Genomic DNA, 21,466 nt, shown 5'->3' on the forward strand with positions numbered 1-21,466 from the left:
GACGCCAACCCCTGAGCCGAGTACGCCATGGGCCCCCGTCCGCCGGTCTACGCAGCCGGAGGTGCCCATGAGTGCGGAGGCGACGAATCCCGCGACGCCAGGCCCTGCAACGCCCTCCCCCCAGCCGTCGGTTCCGCAGGAGCAGGGGGGATCGCCGACGCGCAGGAAGGGCCGCCCGCGGATCGACCTGCGCCGCCTCGGCCGGGCCGCGCTGCTCGGCCCGACCGCCCGTGACCGGCTGCCCGACGCGATCGGCCACGTCGCCGAGGCCCACCGCGCCCACCACCCCGACGCGGACATGGAACCGCTGCGCCGGGCGTACGTGCTGGCGGAGTCCTCGCACCGGGGCCAGATGCGCAAGAGCGGGGAGCCGTACATCACCCACCCGCTCGCGGTGACCCTGATCCTCGCCGAACTCGGCGCGGAGACCACGACGTTGACCGCCTCCCTGCTCCACGACACCGTCGAGGACACGGAAGTGACGCTCGATCAGGTCCGCTCCGAGTTCGGCGACGAGGTCTGCTATCTCGTCGACGGCGTCACCAAGTTGGAGAAGGTCGACTACGGGGCCGCCGCCGAACCCGAGACCTTCCGCAAGATGCTCGTGGCGACCGGCAACGACGTCCGCGTGATGTCGATCAAACTCGCCGACCGGCTGCACAACATGCGGACCCTCGGTGTGATGCGCCCCGAGAAACAGGCCCGGATCGCCAAGGTGACCAGGGACGTCCTGATCCCGCTCGCCGAACGCCTCGGTGTCCAGGCGCTGAAGACCGAACTCGAGGACCTCGTCTTCGCGATCCTGCACCCCGAGGAGTACGAGCACACCAGGGAACTGATCGTCGACAACGCGTCGCGCCCCGGCGACCCGCTCGCGGAGATCGCCGAAGAGGTGCGCGGTGTCCTGCGCGAGGCCGGGATCCAGGCCGAAGTCCTCATCCGGCCGCGCCACTTCGTCTCCGTGCACCGCGTGTCACGCAAGCGCGGGCCCATGCGCGGCGCGGACTTCGGACGGCTCCTCGTGCTCGTGAACGAGGACGCCGACTGCTACGGCGTTCTCGGTGAACTGCACACCTGTCTCACGCCCGTGGTGTCGGAGTTCAAGGATTTCATCGCGGTCCCCAAGTTCAACCTGTACCAGTCGCTGCACACGGCCGTGGCGAGCGGCGACGGCCAGGTGGCCGAAGTCCTCATCCGTACCCACCAGATGCACAAGGTCGCCGAGGCCGGCGTCATCGCCCTCGGCAACCCCTACACCGGTCCCGCGGAGGAGCAGACGGACGGCGACGGCGAACGGGCGGCGGACGGCGAGCGGGTCGACCCCACCCGCCCCGGCTGGCTCTCCCGGCTCCTCGACTGGCAGCAGGGCGCCCCGGACCCGGACACGTTCTGGTCCACCCTGCGCGAGGACCTCGCCCAGGACCGCGAGATCACCGTCTTCCGGGCCGACGGCGGCTCGTTGGGCCTGCCCGAGGGCGCCAGTTGCGTGGACGCCGCGTACGCGCAGTACGGCGAGGACGCGCACGCCTGTATCGGCGCCCGCGTCAACGGGCGGCTCGCGACGCTGAGCACGGTGCTGAAGGACGGCGACACCGTGCAGCTCCTGATGGGACAGGACCCGGCCTCGGAACCCTCCAGGGAGTGGCTGGAGCACGCCCAGACACCCGCCGCACGGATCGCCATCCAGCGCTGGCTGGCCGCGCACCCCTCGCCCCGCGACGCGGCGCCCCCCGAGGAGCCCGCCGCGGCCCCCAGGCCGGCCGCCGAGGCTCCCGCGGCCCGCCCCGCCGCGAACGCCGTCGTCGAACAGCCGGGCGCCTCCGTACGCCTCGCGGGCTGCTGCACCCCCGTGCCGCCCGACCGCGTGACCGGCTTCGCCGTACGCGGCGGAGTGGTGACCGTGCACCGCGTCGAGTGCGCCGGCGTGGCACGTATGAAGGGCGCGGGGCGCGCGGAGGTCGAGGTGAGCTGGGGCGACACCACCGAGTGCCGCGTCACGCTGGTCGCCGAGTCCTTCGGGCGTCCCCATCTGCTCGCCGACCTCACCGAGGCCATCGCCCTGGAGGGCGCCGCCATCGTCTCCGCGACCGTCGAACCACCCAGCCAGCAGCGCGTACGCCACACCTACACGCTCCAACTCCCGGACGCGGCCCACCTCCCAGGGCTGATGCGGGCGATGCGGAACGTACCGGGCGTGTACGACGTGAGCAGGGCACAGCACGCCGCGGCCGCCGCGCAGTAGCACACGTTCGGGTGGGACCGGAGCGCGTCGCCACCGCGGGAGGGACGACCGCTGGTAGCGGTGGTCCATGCTGCTCACCCCCCGTCCCAGCACCCACCGAACCGGCACGTCGGGCACCCTTGGCGCCACGACACCCGACTCCACCGCCCCCGCCACCACGCCCCCCGGCCCCCGGAACCGCCGCGTCCGGGCGGCACTGCTCGCCGCCGCCGTCTCCGTCTGCCTCGTCGCCGCGAGTGCCCCGTCCCCGGCGACCCCCCTGGGCATCGGCGACCGCCTCTTCCCGCACCTGGGCAATCCCGGGTACGACGTCAGGTCGTACGACCTCTCCTTCGCCTACACCGGCAAGAACACCGAGCCGCTGGCCGCCGTCACCACGATCGACGCCGTGACGTCGCGCCGCCTCGATCGCGTCAATCTCGACTACGCGCACGGCACGGTGGGATCGGTCGAGGTCAACGGGTCACCGGCCGCGTTCACGAGCGCCGGTGACGACCTGGTGGTGACCCCCGCGCAACCGGTCCCCGCCGGCGGCTGGATGCGGATCACCGTGCGGCACCACAGCGATCCGGCGGCCGGCGGCGACCAGGACGGCGGCTGGGTGCGGACCGAGGACGGGCTCGCCATGGCCAACCAGGCCGACGCGGGCCACCTCGTCTTCCCGTGCAACGACCACCCCTCCGACAAGGCGATGTTCACCATCCACGTCACCGCGCCCGAGGGATACACGGCCGTGGCCAACGGTCTGCCCACCGGAGTGGTCCGTGCCCCCGGGGGCACCACCTGGACGTACCGCACGAAGCACCCCATGGCCACCGAGCTGACCCAGGTCTCCATCGGCCGCTCCACGGTCCTGCACCGCACCGGCCCGCACGGACTGCCGGTCCGCGACGTCGTACCCACCAAGGACCGCGAGCGGCTCGAACCGTGGCTCAGGAAGACCCCCGACCAGATCGCCTGGATGGAGCGCAAGGTCGGCCGGTACCCCTTCGAGACGTACGGCCTGCTGATGGCCCAGGCGCGCACCGGCTTCGAACTCGAGACGCAGACGCTCTCCCTCTTCGAGCGGGAGCTCTTCACCCAGCCCGCCTACCCCAAGTGGTACGTCGAGTCGATCATGGTGCACGAGCTGTCGCACCAGTGGTTCGGCGACAGCGTCACTCCGCGTGACTGGTCCGACCTGTGGCTCAACGAAGGACACGCCACCTGGTACGAGGCCCTGTACGCGCAGGAGAAGGGCAAGAAGCCCATGGAGGCCCGGATGAAGGCGGCCTACCGCGCGTCCGACACCTGGCGGGCCGCCGGCGGTCCGCCCGCGGCGCCGAAGGGGCCCAGGCCGGGCCAGAAGATCAGCATTTTCCGGCCGAACGTCTACGACGGCGCGGCGCTCGCCCTGTACGCGCTGCGCCAGGAGATCGGACGGTCCGCCTTCGAACGCCTGGAGCGGGCCTGGGTGGCCGTCCACCGGGACGGCACGGCCTCGACCGCGGACTTCGAGCGGCTCGCCTCCAGCATCGGCAACCGTGACCTGAGCGGGTTCTTCCAGGCGTGGCTGTACGGGAAGAAGACACCCCCGATGCCCGGGCACCCGGACTGGAGGAGTGACGCCCCGAAGGCACGCAAGGGCGCCCGGTAACTCGCATGACGAGACGGGCCGTGCCGTGCGACCATCTCCAGGTCGGCGGCGCGGCCCCCGCGGGGGGCCGACCCGGTGGAATCCGGGAATCTCCCGGTGGTCCCGGACGTTGTTCCCACAGACGGGCGCGGTCCGTCGCCGAACCGGTGTGGCCAGTGACGCACCGGTGCACCCATCGACGTAAGGATCCAATGACCTCCTCTTCTTCCCCTTCCCAGGACGCGCAGAGCCTCGCGCAGAACTACCCCGAAGGTCTTCGGGCCGATGCCCTGATGGAAGAGGACGTCGCCTGGAGCCACGAGATCGACGGAGAGCGGGACGGCGACCAGTTCGACCGCTCCGAGCGCGCGGCCCTGCGCCGCGTCGCCGGCCTCTCCACCGAACTCGAGGACGTCACCGAGGTCGAGTACCGGCAGCTCCGTCTGGAGCGCGTCGTCCTCGTCGGTGTCTGGACCTCGGGAACCATCCAGGACGCGGACAACTCGCTCGCCGAGCTGGCCGCCCTGGCGGAGACCGCGGGCGCGCTCGTGCTCGACGGTGTGGTGCAGCGCCGCGACAAGCCCGACGCGGCCACGTACATCGGATCCGGCAAGGCCAACGAACTGCGGGACATCGTCCTGGAGACCGGCGCCGACACCGTGATCTGCGACGGTGAGCTGAGCCCCGGCCAGCTGATCCACCTCGAGGACGTCGTCAAGGTCAAGGTCATCGACCGTACGGCCCTGATCCTCGACATCTTCGCCCAGCACGCCAAGTCCCGTGAGGGCAAGGCGCAGGTCGCGCTCGCGCAGATGCAGTACATGCTGCCGAGGCTGCGCGGCTGGGGTCAGTCGCTGTCCCGTCAGATGGGCGGCGGCAAGGGCGGCGGCCTCGCCACCCGTGGTCCCGGTGAGACCAAGATCGAGACGGACCGGCGCCGTATCCGCGAGAAGATGGCGAAGATGCGCCGGGAGATCGCGGAGATGAAGACCGGCCGCGAGATCAAGCGCCAGGAGCGGCGCAGGAACAGGGTGCCCTCGGTCGCCATCGCCGGTTACACCAACGCCGGCAAGTCGTCCCTGCTCAACCGCCTGACCGGCGCGGGCGTCCTGGTACAGAACGAGCTGTTCGCCACCCTGGACCCGACCGTGCGCCGTGCCGAGACGCCCAGCGGGCGGATCTACACGCTCGCGGACACCGTCGGCTTCGTACGGCATCTGCCGCACCACCTCGTCGAGGCGTTCCGATCCACGATGGAGGAGGTCGGCGACTCCGACCTGATCCTGCACGTGGTCGACGGATCGCACCCGGCGCCGGAGGAGCAGCTGGCCGCCGTGCGCGAGGTCATCCGTGACGTCGGCGCCACGGGCGTCCCCGAGATCGTGGTGATCAACAAGGCGGACGCGGCCGACCCGCTGGTCCTCCAGCGCCTGATGCGGAACGAGACGCGCTCCATCGCGGTCTCGGCCCGCACCGGCCTGAACATCGACGAGCTGCTCGCGCTGATCGACAACGAGCTGCCCCGCCCCTCGGTCGAGATCGAGGCGCTCGTGCCGTACACGCACGGCAGACTGGTCGCGCGTGCCCACTCCGAGGGCGAGGTGATCTCCGAGGAGCACACCCCGGAGGGCACGCTGCTCAAGGTGCGGGTCCACGAGGAACTGGCGTCGGACCTCGCGCCGTACGTTCCGGCGCCGGCGCTCTAGCTCCACCGAGTTCCCGGGTCCCGGGCCCGGACCCACGAAGGCCCGCCCCCTCACGCAGGGGGCGGGCCTTCGTACGTGCGTCCAGCTGCGGGCACGGTCCCGGGCGATGCCTACCGGCCGCCGTACGTCCCGCTCACGCCCGTCGTCTCACCGCCCCGCGAACTTCTTGCTCACCGAGTCGTACACACCCTTGGCCACGTCGCCCAGATGCGGTCCTGCCAGCCAGCCCGCGCTGACCGGGCCGATCGAGGTGTTGGACACCAGCGCGGGCTTGCCGTCCGAGCCGGCCGCCACCCAGCCGCCGCCGGAGGAGCCGCCCGTCATGGTGCAGCCGATGCGGTACATCGTCGGGTCCGCCTGGGCGACGGAGAGCCGGCCGGGCCTGTCCGTGCACTGGTACAGCTTCTGGCCGTCGAACGGCGCCGCCGCCGGATAGCCCGTCGCCGTGATGCTCGCGACCTTCGGTACGGCCGGAGCGTCGAAGTCCACCGGGAGCGCGGCGCCGACCGTCTCCTCCAGGGACTTGCCGTCGCCGCCCTTCTCGGGCGTCACGTGCAGCACCGCGTAGTCGTACGAAGCGCCCTGACCGCCCGTGGGGCCGCCCTGCTCGATCCACTGGTCCGAGGTCTGCGCCCAGTCGCTCCACCAGACACCGTACGGAGCGACCTCCGTCCGGTCGGCGTTCTGCAGCTCGGCGGACGTCCTGCCGGCGCTGTTGTACGAGGGCACGAAGGCGATGTTGCGGTACCAGCCGCCCTTCTTGCCGGCGTGCACGCAGTGGCCCGCGGTCCACACGAGGTTCGACTTGCCCGGGTGCGCGGGGTCCTCGACCACGGTCGCCGAGCAGACCATCGTGCCTTCGGGGGAGTCGAAGAACACCTTCCCCGCCTCGGGCACGCTGTCGTGGTACGCGGGGCTCACGGCCTTCGCAGCCACCGGGGCCGGGGTCGGATCGGTGACGCCCTGGTCACCGGAGAGGTCGTTCTCGTCGACGCCCTTGTTCCTGTCCGGGTCGTCGGCGCCGCGCATCCGGTCCGGGTTCCACAGCCCCTTGATGATGGGGTTGACGAAGTCGTTGGCCTCGCGCAGCCAGTCGTCCCGGTTCCAGTTCTTCCAGGCGCCGTTCTTCCACTTGTCGATGTCGATCCCGTGCTCTTTGAGCTTGTTCCTGATGTCGTCCGGGATCTTGATCTTGTCGTCGCCGTTCTGGGACGCCGACGTGCTGGGCCGGTCGCTCGCCGTGCTGCTGCTCGAGTCGCAGGCGGTGGCGGTCAGCGCCAGGGTCGCGGCCAGGCCGACCGCGGCCAGCACGGGGGAGGTGGTGCGGCGCGCGCTCCTCCCTCGACGGGCGGTGAAGGGCGGGCGTATGGATGGCATGGTGTAACTCCCCCTGGGCGTAAGAGAACTTGTCAGGAACCGCCGGTCCGGAACCCCTGGCACGGGACCGCGGGCGCCGACCGACCCGCCGGAACCGGCGATCGTCCGGTATCGCTGAACGGCACCACACACTATGCGCTCGCTGTGGGGGACATCCCACGGAACGGCAACGGTTCCGTCACGGCAAGGATCTTCGCCTCACCCGCTTCCCCACGCCGGTCACGTCGTTGGTACGTACGGGGGGCCTGCACCATGCGTTCAGAGCCCCCCGCCAACTCGCCTCTGCACAGCGGGAGGACCTGAAGTCGTGGCGGTGACCGAATCTGCGGTGGTGCCGGTGGGGCGCGAACCCGAAGAGACAGGGGAGGGTTCGCCGGGCGCCTCCGAGGGGGCGCGCGCGGCGCATGAAGGGATTCTGCGGCGCCAGTCGGCGCGCGAATCGGCGGCGCGCACTTACGCGCGCGCCCTGCCGATCGTTCCCGTACGGGCACGCGGGCTGACCATCGAGGGCGCGGACGGCCGCCGTTACCTCGACTGCCTCTCCGGGGCCGGGACCCTGGCCCTCGGTCACAACCACCCGGTCGTCCTGGAGGCGATCAGGAAAGTCCTCGACTCCGGGGCGCCGTTGCACGTCCTCGACCTCGCCACCCCCGTCAAGGACGCCTTCACCACCGAGCTGTTCCGCACCCTGCCCCCGGAGTTCGCCGCACGCGCCCGGGTGCAGTTCTGCGGACCGGCCGGGACCGACGCCGTCGAGGCCGCGTTCAAACTGGTGCGCGCGGCCACCGGACGCACCGGGATGCTCGCGTTCACCGGCGCCTATCACGGGATGACCGCGGGAGCGCTCGAAGCGTCCGGCGGCGCGAGTGACGTCCGGGTCGCACGCCTGCCGTACCCCCAGGACTACCGCTGCCCCTTCGGTATCGGCGGCGAGCGCGGCGCGGAACTCGCCGCGCGCTGGACCGAGTCCGTGCTCGACGACCCCAAGTCGGGCGTGCCGCTCCCCGCCGGGATGATCCTCGAACCCGTCCAGGGCGAGGGCGGGGTGATTCCCGCGCCGGACCCCTGGATGCGGCGGATGCGCGAGATCACGGCGGCCCGGTCCATCCCGCTGATCGCGGACGAGGTCCAGACGGGAGTGGGCCGCACGGGCACCTTCTGGGCGGTGGAGCACAGCGGGATCACCCCGGACGTGATGGTCCTGTCCAAGGCCATCGGCGGCAGCCTGCCGCTCGCGGTCGTCGTCTACCGCGACGACCTCGACGTCTGGCAGCCGGGCGCCCACGCCGGCACCTTCCGCGGCAACCAACTCGCCATGGCGGCGGGCACGGCGACTCTCGCGTACGTCCGCGAGAACCGACTCGCGGAGCGCGCCGCGACCCTGGGCGCCCGCATGATCACCGAACTCCGGCGGCTCGCCGGGGAGTTCTCCTGCATCGGCGACGTACGGGGCCGCGGGCTCATGATCGGTGTCGAGCTGGTGCACCCCGAGACGCCCTCCGACCCGGCCGCCGACCGGCCCCGGCCCGCCGCCCCGGAACTCGCCGCCGCCGTGCAGCGCGCGTGCCTGCGCCGCGGCCTGATCGTCGAACTGGGCGGTCGGCACGCCAGCGTCGTCCGGCTTCTGCCACCGCTGACGATCACCGACGAACAGGCGGCCGCGGTCCTCGACCGGCTGGCGGACGCGGTGGGCGCGGTGGCGCGCGGGGGATCGGGCTGAGGGGGCGCGCCGACCGGTCCGGTCCGCCCGTCCCGGCGGCCTCGTCGCCGCCCCGCACACTGCCCGACCCCGCCTCGACGACCCGCAGCCGTAGCCACCCTCCCGGCCCGACCGGCCGGGAAACGCCGAAGACCCCACGCACCCCGGTCCCGCCCCGGCTCGTGGCCGCACGAGCCCGAACGACCCCACGAGGAACTCTCTTGAACGCCACCCCCGCACCCGACGGCCGTTTCGTCACCCCCGAGCGAGCGGGACGTGGCACGCACATCCCGCTCGTCGCGGATGCCGAATCGGTCCCCCGGCAGAAGGGAGGGACCCAGGAGGCCGAGCGGCCGCGCGGCGCCACCACCGACCTGCTGGAGCACCCTGTCGCCCACACCGCGGCCCAGGCGGCGACGGTGGAGAACCTGCTGCGCTGCTGGGTACGGGAGAACGACCTCGCCGCACCCGTCGACGGCATCCTGCGCATCCCCCTCCCGGCCAGCGGGACGTCCCTCCTGGTCCCGGTCCACTACTGGTCCCCGACGGGCTGGCACCGTTTCGGGCTCCCGCATCTCGCCGCCGCCCCCGAGGGGGCACCGCCCGCCGACGCGGTCACGGTGGCGGCGCTGCTCGCGCGCCAGCCGACGCCGGGCACCGGGACGACGTCCGCGACCGGCTGGGCACCGGAAGAGGACACGGCCCCGGCGTCCGGAACGGACCGTGCCCCGGCGTTCGGTACGGCTCCCGCGCCCATGCCGGGTACGGCCCCCGCGCCCGCGCCGGGTACGGCTTCCGCGCCCGCGCCGGGTACGGCTTCCGCGCCGGGTACGGCTTCCGCGCCCGAGTCCGACCCCGGCCCTGACACGGGCACCGGCATCGCGAACCGTAAGGACACCGCGCTCCCGTACGTCACGGATCCCGTGCCCGCGTGCCACCCCGTCGGTGACGGGTCCGACCTGGTCGGACGGGTCGCCGACTCCGTACGCCGGACCGTGGTGTTCATCAGCGACCGCAGAGAGCGGCCCGCCGACACCCCCGACCTCTTTCTCGCGGCCGAGCAGGCGCTCCTGCTGGGGCACCCCCTGCACCCCACCCCGAAGAGCCGGGAGGAACTCTCCGAGGCCGAGATGCCGTTGTACTCACCCGAGTTGCGCGGTTCGTTCCCGCTGCACTGGATGGCGGTAGCCCCCTCGCTGCTGGCGTCCGACTCGGCGTGGACGGAGCGCGGCCGCCCTGTCTCCGCGCAGCAGCTCACCGCACGGCTGGCCGGAGCCGGCCTGCCGCTGCCCGACGGGTACGCCGCCCTGCCGCTGCACCCCTGGCAGATGGGCGAGGTCAGGCACCGCCCCGGGACCGCGGCCCTGCTCGACGCGGGACTGCTCCAGGACCTCGGCCCGTACGGCTCCCCCTGGCATCCCACGTCCTCCGTCCGCACCCTCTACCGTCCGGGCACCCCCGCGATGCTGAAGCTGTCGCTGGGCCTGCGGATCACCAACTCCCGCCGGGAGAACCTCCGTAAGGAGCTCCACCGCGGTGTGGAGGTCCACCGGCTGCTGCGCGGCGGCCTGTCCAAGAAGTGGCAGGCCGCCCACCCGGGCTTCGACATCGTCCGTGACCCGGCCTGGCTCGCCGTCGACACCCCCGACGGGACACCCCTGACCGGCCTCGACGTGATGATCCGCCACAACCCGTTCGGCGCGACGGACGACGCCGGCTGCGTCGCCGGGCTGGTCTCGCCCCGGCCGCACGCCCAGCCCGGCGCCCGCGCCGACGCCGAGCGGAGGCCCGTCATGCGGTCCCGGCTCGCCGAGATCGTCACCCGGCTCGCCGGCCGCGCCGGCCGGCCCCGCGGGGCTGTCGCCACCGAGTGGTTCCTGCGCTATCTGGAACAGGTCGTCCGCCCCGTGCTCTGGCTCGACGGCGAAGCCGGAATCGCGCTGGAGGCCCACCAGCAGAACACCCTGGTCCTGCTCGACCGCGAGGGATGGCCCGTCGGCGGACGCTACCGCGACAACCAGGGCTACTACTTCCGCGCGTCACGGCGCGCGGAACTCGACGCCCGGCTGCCCGGCATCGGCGTGCGCAGCGACACCTTCGTCTGCGACGAGGTCACCGACGAACGCTTCGCCTACTACCTCGCCATCAACAACGTGTTCGGTCTCATCGGCGCGTTCGGCTCCCAACGCCTCGCCGAGGAGCGGCTGTTGCTCGCCGCCTTCCGCCGCTTCCTCACCGAGGTGGCCGCGGGCCCGGGACGCCTGGGCACGCCACTGCCCTCCCTCCTGCTCGACTCGCCCGTTCTGCGCTGCAAGGCCAACCTGCTCACCCGGCTGCACGGCCTCGACGAACTCGTCGGCCCGGTCGACACCCAGTCCGTCTACGTCACCGTCACCAACCCCCTTCGTTCCTGAGGGACATGACCCACCCCGTCTCCTGAGAGGAGCGTCGCCGTGCCTCCCACCGATGCGAGCGCCGACGCCGGTACCGCCCCCGACACCGATCCCGGCGCGGACCCGTACCCCGACCCGGGCACGGACTGCGAGGACACTCTCGACCTGCGCCTGCCCGACGAGCTGATCGCCCTGTTCGGCGGCACACCCGAGCCGGCCGAGCCCGGCGGCCCGGTCGAGCCGATCGGATCAGCCGCGCCGGTCTTGCCGGTCGAGCCGATCGGGTCAGCCGGATCGGCAGGGTCGATCGGGTCAGTCGGGTCAGTCGGGTCAGTCGGGTCGGCGGGGTCGGTCGGGGAATTCCGGGGAGACGGCCGGTCCGGGGAGGCCGGTGCGTACGCCGGCGCGTCCCGGGGACCCGGCGTGGTCGACGGAAACCCGCCCGCCGAGGTCCGCGCGGGCATGGGCGGAGACCACCGCGGTGCGGGCGCGGTCCACTCCGCTCCCGTCGGGGCCGCCCGTGACGACCTGCTCGGCGGCATCGGCGACTGGGGTCCGACCGCCACGCCCGTGGGCACCTTCCAGCTGGTTCCGGTACGAGTGGAACGCGATCTCCCGCTCGTCACCCGATGGATGAACGACCCCGCCGTCTCGGCCTTCTGGGAGCTGGCGGGACCCGAGTCGGTGACCGAGGAGCATCTGAACCGACAGCTCGACGGCGACGGCCGCAGCGTGCCCTGTATCGGCCTGCTGGAAGACACACCCGTGAGCTACTGGGAGATCTACCGCGCGGACCTCGACCACCTCGCCCGCCACTATCCCGCCCGCCCGCACGATACGGGAATCCATCTGCTCATCGGCGGAGTCGCCCATCGTGGCCACGGTCTCGGCTCGGCCCTGCTCAGAGCCGTCGCCGATCTCGTACTGGACCGGCGTCCCGCCTGCGCACGGGTCGTGGCCGAACCCGATCTGCGCAACATCCCCTCCGTCTCCGCCTTCCTGAGCGGGGGTTTCCGGTTCTCCGCGGAGGTCGAACTGCCCGGCAAGAGGGCAGCCCTCATGATGCGCGACCGGGCCCTGCGCGACTTGATGTAGATCCGTCACTCTCCGTACTCCACTCGTCCCGTTCCGGTTCCCCGTCGAGGAGTCCCCGTGCCGAATCCGTCCGCAAGCCCGGCATCCGAAGGACTGTCCGCCCTGTACGACCCGCCCGAGCTGCGCGAGGACCGCTGGGAGCGGGCCGGCCGCCGACTGCTCGCGAAGATGATCGGGGAGTTCGCGCACGAGGAGATCGTCCGACCGGAACAGGGTCCCCCGCGTCCGTCGGTGCACCGCGACGCGCCGCACCGCGACGCCCCGCACCGCGACGCTCCCCACGCCGACACCCTTCGCCCGTACACCCTCCGGCTCGACGCCGGCGACCGCCTTTCCTTCCGCGCCCGCCGCCTCTCGTACGACAGTTGGCGCGTCGACCCCGCCTCGCTCACCCTCACGGAAGAGGGGAAGGAACCGTGTCCCTTCACCGACCCGCTCGGCTTCCTCACCCGGGCCCGCGGCACGCTGGAGCTGGACGGCGCGACGCTGGGCCACGCCCTGCGCGAGCTCAGCACGACGCTCGCCGCGGACGTGCGCCTCGACCGTGACGCCCGTACGGCCGCCGAATTAGCCGACCTCGGGTACGCCGAACTGGAGGGCCATCAGACCGGCCACCCCTGGATCGTGCTCAACAAGGGCCGCCTCGGCTTCTCCGCGCGGGACGCCGCCGCCTGGGCCCCCGAGGCCCGCCGGGCCACGCCCCTTCCCTGGATCGCGGTGCACACGACGCTGGCCACGTACCGGGGGGTCGGCGGCCTCGACACCGCGGAACAGCTCTACGCACGCGAACTGGCTCCCGCCACCCGTGAGGCCTTCGACGAGGTCCTGCGCACCCGCGGACTCGCACCGGACTCGTACCTCTACCTGCCCGTGCACCCGTGGCAGTGGGACGACGTCGTGCTGCCGCTGTTCGCGCCGCATGTCGCCGCGGGAGCGATCGTGCCGCTGCCCTCCGACGGTGATCTGCGCCTGCCCCAGCAGTCGATCCGCACCTTCCTCAACGTCTCGCGCCCGGACCGGCACACGGTGAAGCTTCCGCTGTCCGTCCTCAACACACTGGTGTGGCGGGGCCTCCCCACGGAGCGCACGCTCGCGGCCCCCGCCGTCACCGCCTGGATGCGGACCCTGAGGGACGCCGACCCGTTCCTGCGCGACACCTGCGGGGTGATCCTGCTCGGCGAGGTCGCCTCGGTCACCGTCCACCACCCCGTGTACGACGGACTGCCCGAAGTGCCCTACCAGTACCGGGAACTGCTCGGCGCGATCTGGCGCGAGCCGGTCTCGCGGCACCTCGCACCCGGCGAGCGTGCCCGCACCCTGGCCGCCCTCCTGCACACCGATCCCCAGGGACGCGCCTTCACCGCGGAGCTGGTCGCCCGCTCCGGTCTCGCCCCCCGGGCCTGGCTGCGCCGGCTCTTCACCGCGCTCCTGCCACCGCTCCTGCACTTCCTCTATCGCTACGGCACGGTGTTCAGCCCCCACGGAGAGAACGCGATCGTCGTCTTCGACGACCACGACGTACCGGTCCGACTCGCCGTGAAGGACTTCGTCGACGACGTCAACGTGAGCGCGGATCCGCTGCCCGAGCACTCCTCCATGCCCGACGAGGTGCGCGACGTGCTGCTGACCGAGCCGCCGGCCTTCCTGACCCAGTTCATCCACTCCGGGCTCTTCGTAGGGGTCTTCCGCTATCTCGCGCCGCTCTGCGAGGAACAACTGGGCGTTCCGGAGGCCGAGTTCTGGTCACTCGTCCGCGCCGAGGTCGTCCGCCACCAGACCCGCTTCCCGGAGCTCAAGGAACGTCACGAGACGTTCGACCTGCTCACCCCGCGTATCGAGCGCCTGTGCCTGAACCGCAACCGGCTGCATCTCGACGGCTACCGCGACCGCCCCGAGCGCCCCCACGCCGCCGTGCACGGCACCGTACCGAACCCCCTCCACACGTCGTGATCACCCGACCCGCCCCCGTCGTCATGACCCGCGCCGCGACCGTCGTCCTGATCATGTCCGTCGTCCGGGCCGTGATCGCCCGGTTGTCGGTGGAGCCCCGTAGGCTGGCATCGCTATGACAGAGCCCTCACTCCCCGAACTCCTGCATGCCGCCGTCACCGCCGTCGGCGGCACGGAGCGCCCTGGCCAGGTGACCATGGCCGAAGCCGTCGCGGGTGCCATCGACGACAGCTCCCACCTGCTGGTGCAGGCGGGCACCGGCACCGGAAAGTCGCTCGGCTACCTGGTGCCCGCGCTCGCCCACGGGGAGCGCGTCGTCGTGGCGACAGCCACCCTGGCGCTCCAGCGACAGCTCGTGGAGCGTGATCTTCCACGGACCGTGGACGCGCTGCATCCGCTGCTGCGCCGCCGCCCCGAGTTCGCGATGCTCAAGGGCCGGTCGAACTATCTGTGCCTGCACCGGCTGCACGAGGGTGTGCCGCAGGAGGAGGAAGAGGGCCTCTTCGACCAGTTCGAGGCCGCCGCGCCCACCAGCAAGCTGGGCCAGGACCTGCTGCGCCTGCGGGACTGGTCGGACGAGACCGAGACCGGTGACCGTGACAACCTCACGCCCGGCGTCTCCGACCGGGCCTGGAGCCAGGTGTCCGTGTCGTCCCGGGAATGTCTGGGCGCGAGCAAATGCGCCTACGGAGCGGAGTGCTTCGCGGAGATGGCCCGCGAGCGCGCCAAGCTCGCCGAGGTCGTCGTCACCAACCACGCGCTGCTCGCGATCGACGCCATCGAGGGCGCGCCGGTCCTCCCGCAGCACGAGGTGCTGATCGTCGACGAGGCCCATGAGCTGGTCTCCCGGGTCACCGGCGTCGCGACCGGCGAGCTCACCCCCGGCCAGGTCAACCGTGCCGTCCGGCGCGCCGCGCGGCTCGTCAACGAGAAGGCGGCCGACCAGTTGCAGACCGCCGCCGAAGGCTTCGAGCGGCTGATGGAGCTGGCGCTTCCCGGACGTCTGGAGGAGATCCCGGAGGATCTCGGATACGCGCTGATGGCACTGCGTGACGCCGCGCGCACGGTGATCTCGGCGATCGGCTCCACCCGCGACAAGTCCGTCCAGGACGAGGACGCGGTCCGCAAACAGGCCCTCGCCGCGGTGGAGTCGGTCCACGACGTGGCGGAGCGGATCACCAACGGCTCCGAATGGGACGTCGTCTGGTACGAGCGCCACGACCGCTTCGGTGCGTCGCTGCGGGTGGCCCCCATGTCGGTGTCCGGTCTCCTCAGGGAGAAGCTCTTCTCGGACCGGTCGGTCGTACTGACGTCGGCCACCCTGAAGCTCGGCGGCGACTTCAACGGAGTGGGGGCCTCGCTGGGGCTCGCCCCGGAGGGCACGGAGGGCGACGACCTCCCGCAGTGGAAGGGCGTCGACGTCGGCTCGCCCTTCGACTATCCCCGGCAGGGCATTCTGTACGTGGCCAAGCACCTGGCACGCCCCGCGCGTGACGGCGACCGCGGCGACATGCTCGACGAGCTCACCGAGCTGATCAAGTCCGCCGGGGGCCGCACACTGGGCCTGTTCTCCTCGATGCGGGCCGCCCAGCTCGCGGCGGAGGAGCTGCGCACGCGCATCCCCGAGTACCCCATCCTGCTGCAGGGCGAGGAGACGCTCGGCGAGCTGATCAAGAACTTCGCGGCCGACCCGAAGACCTGTCTGTTCGGCACGCTCTCGCTCTGGCAGGGCGTGGACGTCCCCGGCCCCAGCTGTCAGCTGGTCGTCATGGACAAGATCCCCTTCCCGCGCCCCGACGATCCGCTGATGAGCGCCCGCCAGAAGGCCGTCGAGGACAACGGCGGCAACGGCTTCATGGCCGTCGCCGCCACGCACGCGGCGCTGCTCATGGCACAGGGCGCCGGCCGTCTCGTCCGCGCCACGGGGGACCGTGGTGTCGTAGCGGTGCTGGACCAGCGCCTGGCCACCGCACGCTACGGCAGCTATCTCAAGGCCTCGCTGCCCGACTTCTGGTACACGACGGACCGCAACCAGGTCCGGAGGTCGCTCGCGGCGATCGACGAGGCGGCCCGGAAGGCGGAGGACGCACCGAACGGGCGGAAGGCGGAGGAGGCGGAGGAGGACCGGAGGGTCGAGGAGGCGTAGCCGCTGCCCGCCGAGGCCCGGTCGGTTCGAGCGGTGCTCGGGGCAGAGGCGAGGAGCGCAGGGTGTCCCGATCGATGGTCACCGTCGAGGGACACCCGCGATGGCCACCGAGGCCCGGGTGCGAAGGCGCGGAACGCCGGGGCGCTCTGCGGGCCGGACGACCTCACCGCGGGTGGCCGCGCGAGAGGACGTGCAGGGCCCCGGAACCGGCGCAGTTGGTCCCGGGGCCCGGTCAGGGGGGGGCGGTCGGTGCCGCCCGGCACGCGCTGTCACACTCGCCGCAGTACGGCCACCACCTTGCCCAGGATGGTCGCCTCGTCGCCGGGGATCGGCTGGTAGGCGGAGTTGTGCGGGAGCAGCCATACATGGCCGTCCTCGCGCTTGAACCGCTTCACGGTGGCCTCGCCGTCCAGCATCGCGGCCACGATGTCACCGTTCTCCGCGACGGGCTGGCGGCGGACCGTCACCCAGTCGCCGTCACAGATGGCGGCCTCGATCATCGAGTCACCGACGACCTTGAGGACGAACAGCTCACCGTCACCCACCAGCTGCCGGGGGAGCGGGAAGACGTCCTCCACGGACTCCTCGGCCAGGATGGGCCCGCCGGCGGCGATACGGCCGACGAGCGGGACGTACGACGCGGCCGGCTTGCCCGCCGTGTCCGTCGGCTGTGCCGAGGACTGGTCGGAGCCCCTGACCTCGTACGCGCGCGGACGGTGCGGGTCGCGGCGCAGGAAGCCCTTGCGTTCCAGTGCCATCAGCTGATGTGCGACCGAGGAGGTGCTGGAGAGGCCGACCGCCTGTCCGATCTCCCGCATCGACGGCGGGTAGCCGCGTCGCTGCACGGAGTCCCTGATGACCTCGATCACCCGGCGCTGCCTGTCGGTGAGTCCCGAGCTGTCTGCGCGGATGCCTGGAGGTCGGCCCGGCAGGGAACGCTTGGGCCCCTCATGGTTCGTGGCTTCGTTCATCGCATGCACCGGCTCGAGTCGGCCCTGGGAGCGGTCCTGGGCAGTGATGGTGGCACTGTCTGCGGTGGTGGTCACGTCGGCCCCTCTCGATGGTCTCCCTGCTGGACAACGGTAGTTGCTTTCGAAAGGTTGCGCCAAACACACGTTCGAGTGAAAAACCGCGGATTGCCCCACGTGATCATGTGGCTGGGTGTATGGCTGATGCCGCGTCCGTCGGACAAAAGGGCTCATTGCTGTACTCTTCACCGCCGAGGCGATGACCGTGCCGACAGATGTGGGCCGCGCCCCAGTCTGCCATCCGGCACCCCGTCCGTCGGGTACCGACCCCCCGTACGCGCGCTGCCCGCGCGGTGACCACGGTATCTCCGCGTGTCCGGGAGCGGCACGGCCGTGCGGCACATGCCCATACGTGCGCGACACGCGCGCCCTGGGCGAATTTACGGGTCGATCCCCACATCTAGTGGTTGGATTGCCGGAGTAGCCCAGAAGTTGTGGTCCCCCGGGTCTTCGAGCCCCCGACCATCGCCTATGCTTGGGGCTGCTCCGAGAGGCCCGTGAGGTCTCGGGGGGTCTATGAGTCGTGCTGTGAAGGAGGGTTGGAGCCATGCACTGCCCCTTCTGCAGGCACCCCGACAGCCGCGTCGTCGACAGTCGTACGACCGATGACGGCACGTCGATCCGCAGGCGCCGCCAGTGTCCCGACTGCTCCCGTCGTTTCACGACCGTGGAGACGTGCTCGCTGATGGTGGTCAAGCGGTCGGGCGTCACCGAGCCCTTCAGTCGCACCAAGGTCATCAACGGTGTGCGCAAGGCGTGCCAGGGGCGGCCGGTCACCGAGGACGCGCTCGCCCAGCTCGGCCAGCGGGTCGAGGAGGCGGTGCGGGCCACCGGAAGCGCCGAACTGACCACCCACGACGTGGGGCTGGCCATACTCGGCCCGTTGCAGGAACTCGACCTCGTCGCCTATCTGCGGTTCGCGTCCGTCTATCGGGCGTTCGACTCGCTCGAGGACTTCGAGGCCGCCATCGTGGAACTCAGGGAGACGGGGCAGTGCCCCGCCGCGGGGAACGAGGGAGGCGCGGGCGCCGCGGACGCGGAGCGCCCGGAATGCGACCGCGGGTCCGGAGAGGCCGTCCAGGTCCCCGTGCCCGCCACCGCCGCCGACTGACGGAAGGCCGGCTCGGGCCGGCCGCTCGGCGGCGACCACAGACCTGCTGCGAAAGGCCGTACGGACGGCGCGCGCAGCATCAGACACACAATGTGCCATGGGAAGAACGTGGCACTTCAGGGCGTTTTAGCCTGATACAGGGAGGCGGCATGACAGAGACGGCGAGCGGTCCGGCACGAGGTTCCCGCGCCAAGGGCACCAAGGCCAGCAAGGGGCTGCGCATCGAGCGCATCCACACCACCCCCGGCGTGCATCCGTACGACGAGGTGGAGTGGGAGCGCCGTGACGTCGTCATGACCAACTGGCGCGACGGCTCGGTCAACTTCGAGCAGCGTGGCGTCGAGTTCCCCGGCTTCTGGTCGGTGAACGCGGTCAACATCGTCACCAGCAAGTACTTCCGAGGTGCCGTCGGCACCCCGCAGCGCGAGGTGAGCCTCAAGCAGCTCATCGACCGCATCGTGAAGACGTACCGGAAGGCCGGCGAGGACTACAAGTACTTCGCCTCGCCCGCCGACGCCGAGATCTTCGAGCACGAGCTGGCGTACGCGCTCCTGCACCAGATCTTCAGCTTCAACAGCCCCGTCTGGTTCAACGTCGGGACGCCGCAGCCCCAGCAGGTCTCCGCCTGCTTCATCCTGTCCGTCGACGACTCCATGGAGTCGATCCTCGACTGGTACAAGGAAGAGGGCATGATCTTCAAGGGCGGCTCCGGCGCCGGCCTGAACCTCTCCCGTATCCGCTCCTCCAAGGAGCTCCTCTCCTCGGGCGGCAACGCCTCCGGTCCCGTCTCCTTCATGCGCGGTGCCGACGCCTCCGCGGGAACGATCAAGTCGGGCGGCGCCACCCGCCGCGCGGCCAAGATGGTCATCCTCGACGTCGACCACCCCGACATCGAGGACTTCATCGAGACCAAGGTCAAGGAGGAGGAGAAGATCCGCGCCCTGCGCGACGCGGGCTTCGACATGGACCTGGGCGGCGACGACATCACGTCCGTCCAGTACCAGAACGCCAACAACTCGGTCCGTGTGAACGACGCGTTCATGAAGGCGGTCGAGCAGGGCGGCAAGTTCGGCCTCACCTCGCGCATGACCGGAGAGGTCATCGAGGAGGTCGACGCCAAGTCGCTCTTCCGCAAGATGGCCGAGGCCGCCTGGGCCTGCGCCGACCCGGGTATCCAGTACGACGACACGATCAACCAGTGGCACACGTGCCCGGAGTCCGGTCGTATCAACGGCTCGAACCCGTGCAGCGAGTACATGCACCTGGACAACACGTCCTGCAACCTCGCCTCGCTGAACCTCATGAAGTTCCTGAAGGACGACGGCAAGGGCCGCCAGTCCTTCGAGGTCGAGCGCTTCGCCAAGGTCGTCGAGCTCGTCATCACCGCGATGGACATCTCCATCTGCTTCGCGGACTTCCCGACCCAGAAGATCGGCGAGAACACCCGCGCCTTCCGTCAGCTGGGCATCGGCTACGCCAACCTCGGCGCCCTCCTGATGGCGACCGGTCACGCGTACGACTCCGACGGCGGCCGTGCCCTCGCCGGCTCGATCACCTCGCTGATGACCGGCACCTCGTACCGCCGCTCCGCCGAGCTCGCCGCGGTCGTCGGCCCGTACGACGGCTACGCCCGCAACGCGCAGCCGCACCAGCGCGTCATGAAGCAGCACTCCGACGCCAACGCCGTGGCCGTGCGGGTGGACGACCTGGACACGCCGATCTGGGCCGCCGCCACGGAGGCCTGGCAGGACGTGCTGCACCTCGGTGAGAAGAACGGCTTCCGCAACGCGCAGGCCTCGGTCATCGCCCCGACCGGCACCATCGGTCTCGCGATGTCCTGCGACACCACCGGCCTCGAGCCCGACCTCGCGCTGGTCAAGTTCAAGAAGCTGGTCGGCGGCGGCTCGATGCAGATCGTGAACGGCACGGTCCCGCAGGCCCTGCGGCGCCTGGGCTACCAGGAGGAGCAGATCGAGGCGATCGTCGCCCACATCGCCGAGAACGGCAATGTCGTCGACGCCCCGGGCCTCAGGCACGAGCACTACGAGGTCTTCGACTGCGCCATGGGCGAGCGCTCCATCTCCGCGATGGGCCACGTCCGCATGATGGCCGCGATCCAGCCGTGGATCTCCGGCGCGCTCTCCAAGACGGTCAACCTGCCGGAGACGGCGACCGTCGAGGACGTCGAAGAGGTCTACTTCGAGGCGTGGAAGATGGGCGTCAAGGCGCTCGCGATCTACCGCGACAACTGCAAGGTCGGCCAGCCCCTCTCCGCGAAGACCAAGGAGAAGGAGAAGACCGAGGTCACCGCCAAGGCCGAGGCGACCATCCGCGAGACGGTCGAGAAGGTCGTCGAGTACCGCCCGGTCCGCAAGCGCCTCCCCAAGGGCCGTCCCGGCATCACCACCTCCTTCACGGTGGGCGGCGCCGAGGGCTACATGACCGCCAACTCCTACCCGGACGACGGTCTCGGCGAGGTCTTCCTGAAGATGTCGAAGCAGGGCTCCACCCTCGCCGGCATGATGGACGCCTTCTCGATCGCGGTCTCCGTGGGTCTGCAGTACGGCGTGCCCCTGGAGACGTACGTCTCGAAGTTCACCAACATGCGCTTCGAGCCGGCCGGCATGACGGACGACCCGGACGTGCGGATGGCGCAGTCGATCGTCGACTACATCTTCCGCCGCCTGGCGCTGGACTTCCTGCCGTTCGAGACGCGTTCCGCGCTCGGCATCCACTCGGCCGAGGAGCGGCAGCGTCATCTGGAGACGGGTTCCTACGAACCGTCGATGGACGACGTCGACATGGACGTCGAGGGCCTCGCCCAGTCCGCGCCCCGTGCGCAGGAACTGAAGGCCGTCGCCGCCCCCGTGGCCGAGGCCGCGGTGGCCGAGCCCGCTCCGAGGCAGGCTCACACCAGTGCCGAACTGGTGGAGATGCAGCTGGGCATCCAGGCGGACGCCCCCCTGTGCTTCTCCTGCGGCACGAAGATGCAGCGGGCCGGTTCCTGCTACATCTGTGAGGGCTGCGGTTCGACCAGCGGTTGCAGCTGACCGGACGACATGAAGGGCGGCACGACCACCGGTCGTGCCGCCCTTCGGCGTTCT

General features: G+C 71.1%; 12 protein-coding genes. 10 read left to right on the forward strand and 2 right to left on the reverse strand.

Features of this window, described 5'->3' with window-relative positions; genetic code table 11:
* Nucleotides 1–67: 67 nt before the first annotated feature.
* The 3 genes from OHB41_RS33230 to hflX all read left to right on the forward strand — a co-directional run bounded on the left by OHB41_RS33230 (nucleotide 68) and on the right by hflX (nucleotide 5,563).
* Nucleotides 68–2,242, forward strand: coding sequence for a RelA/SpoT family protein (locus OHB41_RS33230; protein WP_266702032.1), 2,175 nt, complete (start codon nucleotides 68–70; stop codon nucleotides 2,240–2,242).
* A 67-nt stretch (nucleotides 2,243–2,309) separates the two neighbouring features.
* Nucleotides 2,310–3,878: a M1 family metallopeptidase gene (locus OHB41_RS33235; protein ID WP_266702034.1), complete on the forward strand. Its 1,569-nt coding sequence runs from the start codon at nucleotides 2,310–2,312 to the stop codon at nucleotides 3,876–3,878.
* A 191-nt stretch (nucleotides 3,879–4,069) separates the two neighbouring features.
* Nucleotides 4,070–5,563 (forward strand): GTPase HflX, encoded by a 1,494-nt coding sequence (hflX, locus tag OHB41_RS33240; RefSeq protein ID WP_266702036.1) that lies wholly within the window; start codon nucleotides 4,070–4,072, stop codon nucleotides 5,561–5,563.
* A gap of 147 nt (nucleotides 5,564–5,710) precedes the next feature.
* Here hflX and OHB41_RS33245 read toward each other — a convergent pair whose 3' ends face one another.
* Nucleotides 5,711–6,940, reverse strand: a complete 1,230-nt coding sequence (locus tag OHB41_RS33245) for a trypsin-like serine peptidase (RefSeq protein WP_266702038.1) — start codon at nucleotides 6,938–6,940, stop codon at nucleotides 5,711–5,713.
* A gap of 307 nt (nucleotides 6,941–7,247) precedes the next feature.
* On the opposite strand from OHB41_RS33245, the gene OHB41_RS33250 reads away from it, so the two are divergent.
* The 5 genes from OHB41_RS33250 (at nucleotide 7,248) to OHB41_RS33270 (ending at nucleotide 16,223) form a co-directional block, all read left to right on the forward strand.
* Entirely contained in the window at nucleotides 7,248–8,660 is a 1,413-nt protein-coding gene (locus OHB41_RS33250; protein ID WP_526024990.1) for a diaminobutyrate--2-oxoglutarate transaminase family protein, read from the forward strand.
* Nucleotides 8,661–8,860: 200 nt separating this feature from the next.
* Nucleotides 8,861–11,053 carry an IucA/IucC family protein gene (locus OHB41_RS33255; protein WP_526024991.1) on the forward strand — a complete coding sequence of 731 codons (2,193 nt, stop codon included), beginning with the start codon at nucleotides 8,861–8,863 and terminating at the stop codon, nucleotides 11,051–11,053.
* Nucleotides 11,054–11,494: 441 nt separating this feature from the next.
* A complete protein-coding gene (locus OHB41_RS33260) occupies nucleotides 11,495–12,127 on the forward strand; it encodes a GNAT family N-acetyltransferase (protein WP_526025072.1) in 633 nt (210 codons plus the stop codon).
* Between the two features lie 57 nt (nucleotides 12,128–12,184).
* Nucleotides 12,185–14,077 carry an IucA/IucC family protein gene (locus OHB41_RS33265; RefSeq protein WP_266702040.1) on the forward strand — a complete coding sequence of 631 codons (1,893 nt, stop codon included), beginning with the start codon at nucleotides 12,185–12,187 and terminating at the stop codon, nucleotides 14,075–14,077.
* A 115-nt stretch (nucleotides 14,078–14,192) separates the two neighbouring features.
* The gene (locus OHB41_RS33270; protein ID WP_266702042.1) at nucleotides 14,193–16,223 is read left to right on the forward strand and encodes an ATP-dependent DNA helicase; all 2,031 of its coding nucleotides are present in this window, start codon (nucleotides 14,193–14,195) and stop codon (nucleotides 16,221–16,223) included.
* 269 nt (nucleotides 16,224–16,492) lie between these two features.
* Here OHB41_RS33270 and lexA read toward each other — a convergent pair whose 3' ends face one another.
* Nucleotides 16,493–17,269, reverse strand: coding sequence for a transcriptional repressor LexA (gene lexA, locus OHB41_RS33275; RefSeq protein ID WP_168530554.1), 777 nt, complete (start codon nucleotides 17,267–17,269; stop codon nucleotides 16,493–16,495).
* A gap of 529 nt (nucleotides 17,270–17,798) precedes the next feature.
* On the opposite strand from lexA, the gene nrdR reads away from it, so the two are divergent.
* Together nrdR and OHB41_RS33285 are read left to right on the forward strand one after the other, a co-directional pair.
* Nucleotides 17,799–18,362: a transcriptional regulator NrdR gene (gene nrdR, locus OHB41_RS33280; RefSeq protein WP_266702046.1), complete on the forward strand. Its 564-nt coding sequence runs from the start codon at nucleotides 17,799–17,801 to the stop codon at nucleotides 18,360–18,362.
* A 149-nt stretch (nucleotides 18,363–18,511) separates the two neighbouring features.
* Nucleotides 18,512–21,412, forward strand: coding sequence for a vitamin B12-dependent ribonucleotide reductase (locus tag OHB41_RS33285; protein WP_266702048.1), 2,901 nt, complete (start codon nucleotides 18,512–18,514; stop codon nucleotides 21,410–21,412).
* Nucleotides 21,413–21,466: the final 54 nt, after the last annotated feature.

Origin of the sequence: Streptomyces sp. NBC_01571 (genome assembly GCF_026339875.1) — a bacterium.
In the GTDB taxonomy this organism is placed as follows: Bacteria; Actinomycetota; Actinomycetes; order Streptomycetales; family Streptomycetaceae; genus Streptomyces.